The sequence below is a fragment of the Mesorhizobium newzealandense genome, assembly GCF_042682145.1.
Classification (GTDB): domain Bacteria; phylum Pseudomonadota; class Alphaproteobacteria; order Rhizobiales; family Rhizobiaceae; genus Mesorhizobium; species Mesorhizobium newzealandense.
In genome coordinates this window covers 119,178-127,207 of the sequence record NZ_JBHUGZ010000018.1, presented here as the reverse complement: position 1 = coordinate 127,207, position 8,030 = coordinate 119,178, and the positions used below count along the sequence as shown (strand labels likewise).

Here is an 8,030-nt window from a genome sequence, read left to right as displayed (position 1 = left end):
GAGGCGCTCGCGAAGCCCTTCGCGCTGCCGTACCGACGACAGCTTCGGCGGCCGGTGATAGCGGAACACACCCTGCGCCATCAACGCGTGGGCGGAATCGAGAACAGCCTCGACCGCGGCGAGGCCGTGCCGCTCCTCGCAACGGACAATGTAGCCCTTGGCGAAGTCCAGGTAGCTGAGGATCGCCCCAGCGTCCGTCCACTGCTTGAACAACTGATTGTTCTTGAAGAAATGGTTGTGCCCGAGCGCAGCATGGGCCGTCACCAAGGCCTGCAGGGCCATGGTGTTTTCCTCCATCAGGTAGACGATGCAGGGATTGGAATTGATGACCAGTTCATAGGCAAGCCCTCGCCCGCCTTTGCGATACAGCAGGTCCTGGTGGAGGAAATGTTTGCCGAAAGACCAGTGACGGTACATCAGTGGCATGCCGACCGACGAATAGGCGTCGAGCATCTGTTGGGAGGAGATGATCTCCATTTGCACGGGGTAGGTATCGAGATGAAGCTCTTCGACCGCGATTGCCTCGATCGCGTCATAGGTCCGCGACAATGTTTTGAAATCCCAGTCGGACCCTGAAAAAAGCAGGCTGGATTTACTGGCTTGTCTGGCCATCGAACCCCCTCACGCTCGCTTAAGGGGAGCCGGCTGTCTGCCGAAGAGCTGGCGAAAGACCGGGCAGATATCGGCGGGCGTGGCGATGCGGCTCATCTGGAAGTTCGGCCATCTCAGGTCGATTTCGCCATAAGCACGCCATAGCGATGTCCCGTTTTCGGTCGAGCCGAAGATATGGGCTTCACGCTCGTCAATGATCTCGACATAGGCAAAATACTGGCACAGCCGCATGAGCTTGCCGTTGAGCAATGCCATGCATCGCTCGGAATCGCCGGCGAAATTGTCGCCGTCCGAGGCCTGGGCGGCGTAGATGTTCCATTCGTGGGCGGGGTAACGTTCGGCAATAATGCGGTGCATTTCCTCCAGCGCGGTGGAAACGACAGTGCCGCCGCTTTGCGTGTTGTAGAAAAATGTTTCCTCATCGACCTCCTGGGCCAGGTGCGTGTGGCGGATGAAGACGATCTCGATGCGGTCGTAGCGCCGTTTCAAGAACAGGTGCAGGAGCACGAAGAAGCGCTTGGCCAGATCCTTTTCGCGCTCGCCCATCGAGCCGGACACATCCATCAGACAGAACATGACGGCATTGGCGTTCGGCACAGGTCGGGAATCGAAGCGGTTAAATCGGATGTCGACCGGATCGACATAGGCGATTCGCCTGCGCCGCCGCTCCAGCCGATCAAGCTCCTCGCGCAATGCCGCAATGCGCTGGCGCGCCGCTTCGCTGGATGCCACCACCTCAAGCATGGCGATTTCCTTGAGGATCGCGTCCAACTCCTCCTGCTTAGGGCGCCTCAGCGCAATGCGTCGGCCGTGGCTGTTACGCATCGTGCGCCCAACATTGATGTTGGTCGGTGAACCGGTAGCGGCGAAGCCAGCCCGGCGCGGCTTGAAGGCAAGGATCTCCTTGAGGTTGAGCTTGACCATATCTGGGAGTTCGAGATCCTCGAAAAAAAGATCGAGCACCTCTTCGCGTGACAGCACAAAACGAAAGTCGTCTTCAGACGCCGTGTTTCCCGGGGACGACGCTCCCGCGCCGCCGCCCTGGCCGGGCTTGGGAATCAGGTCTCCAGGGGAGAAATGCCTGTTGCCCGGCAGGATGTGCTGGCGTCTGCCGCTGTTCCTGGCGTTGTTGAAGCTCGGCTCGGCCGTTCCTCTTTCGGGCATGGGCACGGCGTGCTCGGCATCCACGTCGGCGATCCTGCCGGTGCGGATCTGATCGCGTAGGCTCCGCTTCAGTTCCTCGCGCGCACGCCTCAGAAAGCGCTGGCGATTGCCGAGGCTCTTGTCCTTTGGATTCAGGCGGCGGTCGATGAAGATCGGCATGGAACCACCCGGGCCCTCTCAGCCCGCCTTGTTCACTCGCATGTACCAGTCCACAAGGCGGCGCACCTGCCGCTGAGTGTAGCCGCGCTCGACCATGCGCTGCACGAATTCATTGTGGCGTTTTTCCGTGACGCTGTCCTGCTTGGAACCGAAGCTGATCACCGGCAAGAGATCCTCGACCTGTCCGAACATCCGCTTCTCGATGACTTCGCGGAGTTTTTCATAACTGGTCCATGACGGGTTGCGGTCGTGGTTTCTTGCGCGCGCGCGCAACGTGAACTTCACCACCTCGTTGCGGAAGTCCTTGGGATTGGCGATGCCGGCCGGCTTTTCGACCTGCGACAATTCCTTCTCCAATACCTCGCGATTGAGAACCTGTCCGGTATCGGGATCCTTGTAGTCCTGATCCTCAATCCAGGCATCGGCATAGGCGATGTAGCGGTCGAAGAGGTTCTGGCCATATTCGCTGTATGATTCCAGATAGGCCTTCTGGATTTCGTGACCGATGAACTCGGCATAGCGCGTTGCCAGTTCCGACTTGATGAACTCGAGATAGGCTGCTTCCGTCTCCTTTGGAAACTGCTCGCGCTTGATCGCCTCTTCCAGGATGTACATCAGATGCACCGGATCGGCAGCCACCTCCTTCGTATCGTAGTTGAATGTCTGCGACAGGATCTTGAAGGCGAAGCGTGTGCTGACGCCGGTCATGCCTTCGGCGACGCCGGCGGCGTCGCGATATTCCTGAACCGACTTCGCCCTGGGGTCGACGTCCTTCAGGTTCTCGCCGTCATAGGCGCGCATCTTGGTGTAGAGTGGCGAATTGTCATGCTCGGCCAGGCGGGTCGAGACGGTGAACCGGCTGAGAATGTCCAGCACCTCGGGAGCGCAGGGGCTGGCGGCCAATTCGCTCTCCCGCAGCAGCTTTTCGTAAATCTGCCTCTCTTCGGTGATCCGCAGGCAATACGGCACCTTGACCACGAGGATGCGGTCGAGAAAGGCCTCGTTGTTCTTGTTGTTCTTGAACTGTTGCCATTCCGATTCGTTGGAATGGGCCACGATGATGCCCTGATAGGGAAAGGCGCCGAAATTCTCGGTACCGTTGTAGCTGCCCTCCTGGGTCGCGGTCAGCAGCGGATGCAGGACCTTGATGGGCGCCTTGAACATTTCCACGAATTCGAGCAGGCCCTGGGTGGTCCGGTTCAGTCCGCCGCTATAGGAATAGGCGTCCGGATCGGACTGGCTGAAATTTTCCAATTGCCGGATGTCGACCTTGCCGACCAGGGCCGAGACGTCCTGATTGTTCTCATCGCCGGGCTCGGTCTTGGCGATGCCGATCTGGCGCAATCGCGAGGGCATCAGCTTGACCACGCTGAACTTGGAAATGTCACCGGACAATTCGTCGAGGCGCTTGGCCGCCCATGGCGAGATGAGCCCGTTCAGCCGGCGTCGGGCTATGCCGTATTTATCCTGCAGCAGGTCGCCCATGCGATCGGGATGGAAAAGGCCAAGTGGCGATTCGAAAACCGGGCTGATCTGGTTCCCGACCTTCAGCGTGTAGATCGGGCGCTGCTCCATCAATTTCTTCAGCCGTTCGGCCAGAGAGGATTTGCCGCCGCCGACAGGGCCGAGGAGGTAGAGGATCTGCTTGCGCTCCTCGAGTCCCTGGGAGGCATAGCGGAAATATCCGGCGATGCGCTCAATCGTTTCCTCCATTCCGTAGAAGTCGGAGAAGGAGGGATAGATCTTAACGGTGCGGTTCGAGAAAATGCGGCCGAGCCGTTCGTCCTTGCTGGTGTCGACCAGGTTCGGCTCACCGATTGCCTCGACCATCCGTTCAGGCGCCGAGGCATACATCGATTTGTCCTCTCGGCAAGCAAGGAGATATTGCTGGAGGCTGATTTCTTCCTGGGCCGCGTTCGCATAGATCTCCGAAAACAGATCGAAGACGTCGGACTCATTCTCGCGCATGATACTCTGCCCTCAGAGCCGTTCTGGCTGTCAGCTGGCTCATCATATATTCAACTGCCGGGACGCATTGTGGTTCCCTTCACATGGAGGAGAGCGCGTGCATCTGGCATTGAAACCCGGGACACCACCCATGTGACTAAAATGCTTGCCCAAAAACTTAGGTGGTGATGGCCAGATGAGACCGTCAAGGGGTAGATATTGATTTCGTGAACTGAACTGCAAGGGCAGCGCATTTGATATGGCCTGATGCTGCGAGAGTTGCGACCCGATGCGAGTTCGACGAAGCCCGGTTGATCCGGCCTACAGCGGATGAGCACCCAAAAGCTCGAGTGCCATTCGACGGTCGGATCGATGATCGATCGCCGAGCCAGACCTCTGGGTATTACCAATCCTTAACTGGACGCTCGTGGCGCCTGCGGGCACTGTTGGTCTACGCGGTCGGGAGACCATGATGATCGATCGACGAAGCCTCATTCTGGCCTCCATGGCGGCGATGCTGCCATTGGGAGCATCGGCCGCTTGGTGGCCGCGACAACCCGCGCCAAAAACCTTCGATTACGGGCCGGCCAAGCTCGACATCTATGCGCCCGATGGTGCAACCGGGCTGCCGGTCGTCTTTTTCGTCCATGGTGGTGCCTGGCAGTTCGGCAAACGCAGCCAGGTCAACGCCAAGCCGGCCTTCCTGCTCGCCAACGGCTTCTGCTTCGTCTCCATCGACTATCGCATGTTGCCCGAGGCCGATGTCGCGACCCAGGCCGGAGATGTCGAAAAGGCCTATGCCTATGTGCGCGCCAACATCGCCCGGCATGGCGGCGACCCGAACCGCATTGTCGGCATGGGCCATTCGGCCGGCTGCCATCTCATTGCATTGACCAGCATGCGCGGTGGGTTGCCTGGCATAGCTGCGCTCATCCTCGACGACACAAGGGCCTATGACCTTGCCTCACTTTCCAGGAATGGCGGCTTGGTCCGGGCCTATGCGCGTGTCTTTTCCGACCCCACGCAATGGGCTGCGCTGTCACCTGCCAATTACGTCGATGGCCATAAACATCCGCCGACCTTTATCGCCTATTCGCGCGCTTCGGGCCGTGGCGAGGAGTCGAAGGCCTTTGCCGCGCGCCTGCGCGCCACCGGCACCAAGGTTACGGTGTTCGACGGCAGCGCCTATACGCACATGTCGATCAACCGCGATTTCGGCGAGGATGGCGATGCACTGACCGCCGCGACGCTGGCGTTCCTGAAATCGACAGTTGGGTGATCTCTGTCCCCAACGAGGCAGGGGTCAGAGGAACTGGATCAGATCAAAAGTGCTGGCGGGATATTGCTGCGCGGGCGCCTGCCGGTGCAATTGCTCTCTTCGATGGTCAAGCGGGAGAGAATTTCATGAACGGCGCCGATGTCCTGTGTGACGTGCTGCTGGCCAATGACGTGACGGTCTGCTTCGCCAACCCCGGCACGTCCGAAATGCATTTCGTTGCAGCGCTTGACCGGAAACCGCAGATGCGTTGCGTGCTCGGCCTGTTCGAGGGTGTGGTGACCGGTGCCGCCGATGGCTATGCGCGCATGACCGATCGTCCCGCCGCGACGCTGCTGCATACCGGTCCGGGTTTGGCCAACGGCCTGGCCAATATGCACAATGCCCGGCGCGCCCTGAGCCCGATGATCAACATTGTCGGCGACCACGCTTCCTATCATCTGCCGCTCGATGCTCCGCTCACGAGCGATATCGAGAGCCTTGCGGCGCCGATGTCGAACTGGGTGCGCCGCATCGCTGGCCCAGACGATGTCGCGCCGGCGACCGAGTCGGCCTTCCGCGCCTCGTTGACGCCTCCCGGCATCGCGACCCTGATCCTGCCGGCGGACGCCGCCTGGGGCGAGGTCGGCACCGTTTCGCCCGGCAAGGTGATGCTGGCGCCGCCGCCGGCCATCGACATGGACGCCGTGCGCACGGTCGCCGCAGCCATCCGTGCCGCTCCGGGTCGGGCGGGCATCATCGTTCGCGGGCGGGCGGCGAGAGCGGATGCACTTGCCATCGCCGGGCAGATCTCGACAGGCAGCGATGTCCGTCTGTTCAGCGAGGTCCTGATCGCCCGGATGCAACGCGGGCGTGGGCGTGTCGCGCCGACCCGCATCCCCTATCCGATCGATGCGGCGACGGCACTGCTCAGGGATATCGACGTTCTGGTCCTGGTCGGGGCGAGGGAGCCGGTCGCCTTCTTCGCCTATCCGGGAAAACCGGGACGGCTCGTTCGCGAGAGTTGCCAGGTGCTGACGCTGGCCGCCCATGGCGAGGATCTGCATGCGGCACTTGAGGCGCTTCGCGACGAACTTGGCATCAAGCCGTCACAGCAGACGGTGTTCGCAACCGCCTTTCCCGACGAGGCAAAGCCGAGCGGCAGACTGACGGAGGATGCGATCGCGCTGTCGGTGGCGCGCAAGCTGCCGGCCGATGCGATCGTCTGCGACGAGGCGGTCACCTCGGCGCGGCGTTTCTTCGCCCTGTCGGCCTTTGCCGCGCCGCACGATTACATGATGACCACAGGCGGATCGATCGGCGAAGGCATTCCGCTGGCGACCGGAGCAGCGATCGCCTGTCCCGGCCGCAAGGTGATCAATCTGGAGGCCGACGGCAGCGGCATGTACACGGTGCAGGGGCTGTGGACGCAGGCCAGGGAAAATCTCGACGTGGTCACGATCGTCTTTTCCAACCGGACCTATGCGATCCTGCATGGCGAGATGCGCAATGTCGGTGTCGAGGCGATCGGCGAGAACGCCAGGCGAATGCTCGATCTCGACCATCCGTCGCTGGACTGGGTTTCCCTAGCCAAGGGCATGGGTGTAGAGGCGGCCCGCGCCGACACCTGCGAGCGCTTCGAAGCGCTGCTGGACAGCGCCCTGTCGCGGCCGGGACCGTTTCTCATCGAAGCGGTGCTCTGAGCCCGGCGAAGACGGAACCGACCGACCTACCAGCGGGTCTTTTCGCCGGGAGCCGCCGGTTCGATCGCCAGCGCATGCATGCCGGCCTTCAGTTCGTCGGCAAGCAATTCGTTAACGGCGCGGTGGCGGTCGATGCGGCTCATGCCGGCAAAGGCGGAAGAGACGACGCGGACGCGAAAATGCGTCTCGCCGGTGCCGTCATAGGCGCCGTGATGGTCGGAGCCATGATGGTGATGCCCGGCATGCAGATGGCTTTCGTTGATGATGACCAGCCGGTCCGGCGAAAATGCCTTGTTGAGCTTGTCTTCCATGGTCGCCTGTATGGACATCGCCGTCTCCCTTCACCACATATGGCTGGCGCAGCAGCCCACAAACCGCATTCGGTCGTCGCAAAAGCCACTGCCGCGCAACAAAATCAGCCATTCGCCTGCTTTATGCCGCGATTCAGCGGTTAGGGCGATCATCGCGAAAATGTCAATTCTTGTTTCGCATTTGCGAACGCCCCATAAATGGGTGAGATGAAGCCGTATCCCAAATATTTCGAGAAGATTCGCGTCCGCCCCGACAAGGACGCGGAGCTGAAGTCGCACTCGCCGATCTGCCAGTGGGACGGCTGCAAGGAGGCTGGCACCCATCGTGCGCCGGTCGGGCGCATGAAGGAGGGCGAGTATTTCCGCTTCTGCTTCGACCATGTGCGCGAGTACAACAAGGGCTTCAACTATTTTTCCGGCGTGCCGGACACCGAGGTCGCGCGCTTCCAGAAGGAAGCGATGACCGGCCACCGGCCGACCTGGAAGATGGGCGTCAACGGCGCCTCGACGCGTTCGTCGCCCGACGTGGCGCAGATGCGCTCCGGCCGCGCCGGCTACTACAACCGCATGCGCGACCCATTCGACCTGTTCAAGGGGCCAAAGGATCCGCGCGAGGCGCGCGAGCGCAAGGCCAAGCCGCTTGAGGCCAAGGCGCTGGAAACGCTTGGCCTTGATACAAAGGCGACTGGCAAGGAGATCAAGGCGCGCTATAAGGAACTGGTGAAGCGTCACCATCCGGATGCGAATGGTGGCGACAGAGGTTCGGAAGACCGGTTCCGCGATGTGCTGCAGGCCTATCGCGTGCTCAAACAGGCGGGCCTGTGCTGAGCGACCATAGGGTCCGTGTCGTTTTCCAACTTTCATAAGGTTGGAAAAGGC

General features: G+C 61.0%; 7 protein-coding genes. 3 read left to right on the top strand and 4 right to left on the bottom strand.

Annotated features, from left to right (window positions below):
• From ACFSOZ_RS28445 to ACFSOZ_RS28435, 3 genes are all read right to left on the bottom strand, one after another.
• A partial coding sequence (locus ACFSOZ_RS28445; protein ID WP_379103485.1) for a SpoVR family protein occupies nucleotides 1-612 on the bottom strand: 612 nt, incomplete at its 3' end.
• A gap of 9 nt (nucleotides 613-621) precedes the next feature.
• On the bottom strand, nucleotides 622-1,935 hold the full coding sequence (locus ACFSOZ_RS28440) for a YeaH/YhbH family protein (protein WP_379103483.1): 1,314 nt from the start codon (nucleotides 1,933-1,935) through the stop codon (nucleotides 622-624).
• Between the two features lie 18 nt (nucleotides 1,936-1,953).
• Nucleotides 1,954-3,903 (bottom strand): PrkA family serine protein kinase, encoded by a 1,950-nt coding sequence (locus tag ACFSOZ_RS28435; protein ID WP_379103481.1) that lies wholly within the window; start codon nucleotides 3,901-3,903, stop codon nucleotides 1,954-1,956.
• Nucleotides 3,904-4,354: 451 nt separating this feature from the next.
• On the opposite strand from ACFSOZ_RS28435, the gene ACFSOZ_RS28430 reads away from it, so the two are divergent.
• Together ACFSOZ_RS28430 and ACFSOZ_RS28425 are read left to right on the top strand one after the other, a co-directional pair.
• The gene (locus ACFSOZ_RS28430; protein ID WP_379103478.1) at nucleotides 4,355-5,161 is read left to right on the top strand and encodes an alpha/beta hydrolase; all 807 of its coding nucleotides are present in this window, start codon (nucleotides 4,355-4,357) and stop codon (nucleotides 5,159-5,161) included.
• Nucleotides 5,162-5,286: 125 nt separating this feature from the next.
• Nucleotides 5,287-6,840, top strand: a complete 1,554-nt coding sequence (locus ACFSOZ_RS28425; RefSeq protein ID WP_379103476.1) for an acetolactate synthase large subunit — start codon at nucleotides 5,287-5,289, stop codon at nucleotides 6,838-6,840.
• A gap of 26 nt (nucleotides 6,841-6,866) precedes the next feature.
• Here the strand turns inward: ACFSOZ_RS28425 and ACFSOZ_RS28420 are convergent, their stop codons facing one another.
• The gene (locus ACFSOZ_RS28420; RefSeq protein ID WP_379103473.1) at nucleotides 6,867-7,169 is read right to left on the bottom strand and encodes a BolA family protein; all 303 of its coding nucleotides are present in this window, start codon (nucleotides 7,167-7,169) and stop codon (nucleotides 6,867-6,869) included.
• A gap of 180 nt (nucleotides 7,170-7,349) precedes the next feature.
• On the opposite strand from ACFSOZ_RS28420, the gene ACFSOZ_RS28415 reads away from it, so the two are divergent.
• Nucleotides 7,350-7,979 carry a J domain-containing protein gene (locus ACFSOZ_RS28415; RefSeq protein ID WP_111544302.1) on the top strand — a complete coding sequence of 210 codons (630 nt, stop codon included), beginning with the start codon at nucleotides 7,350-7,352 and terminating at the stop codon, nucleotides 7,977-7,979.
• The last annotated feature ends 51 nt before the right edge of the window (nucleotides 7,980-8,030 follow it).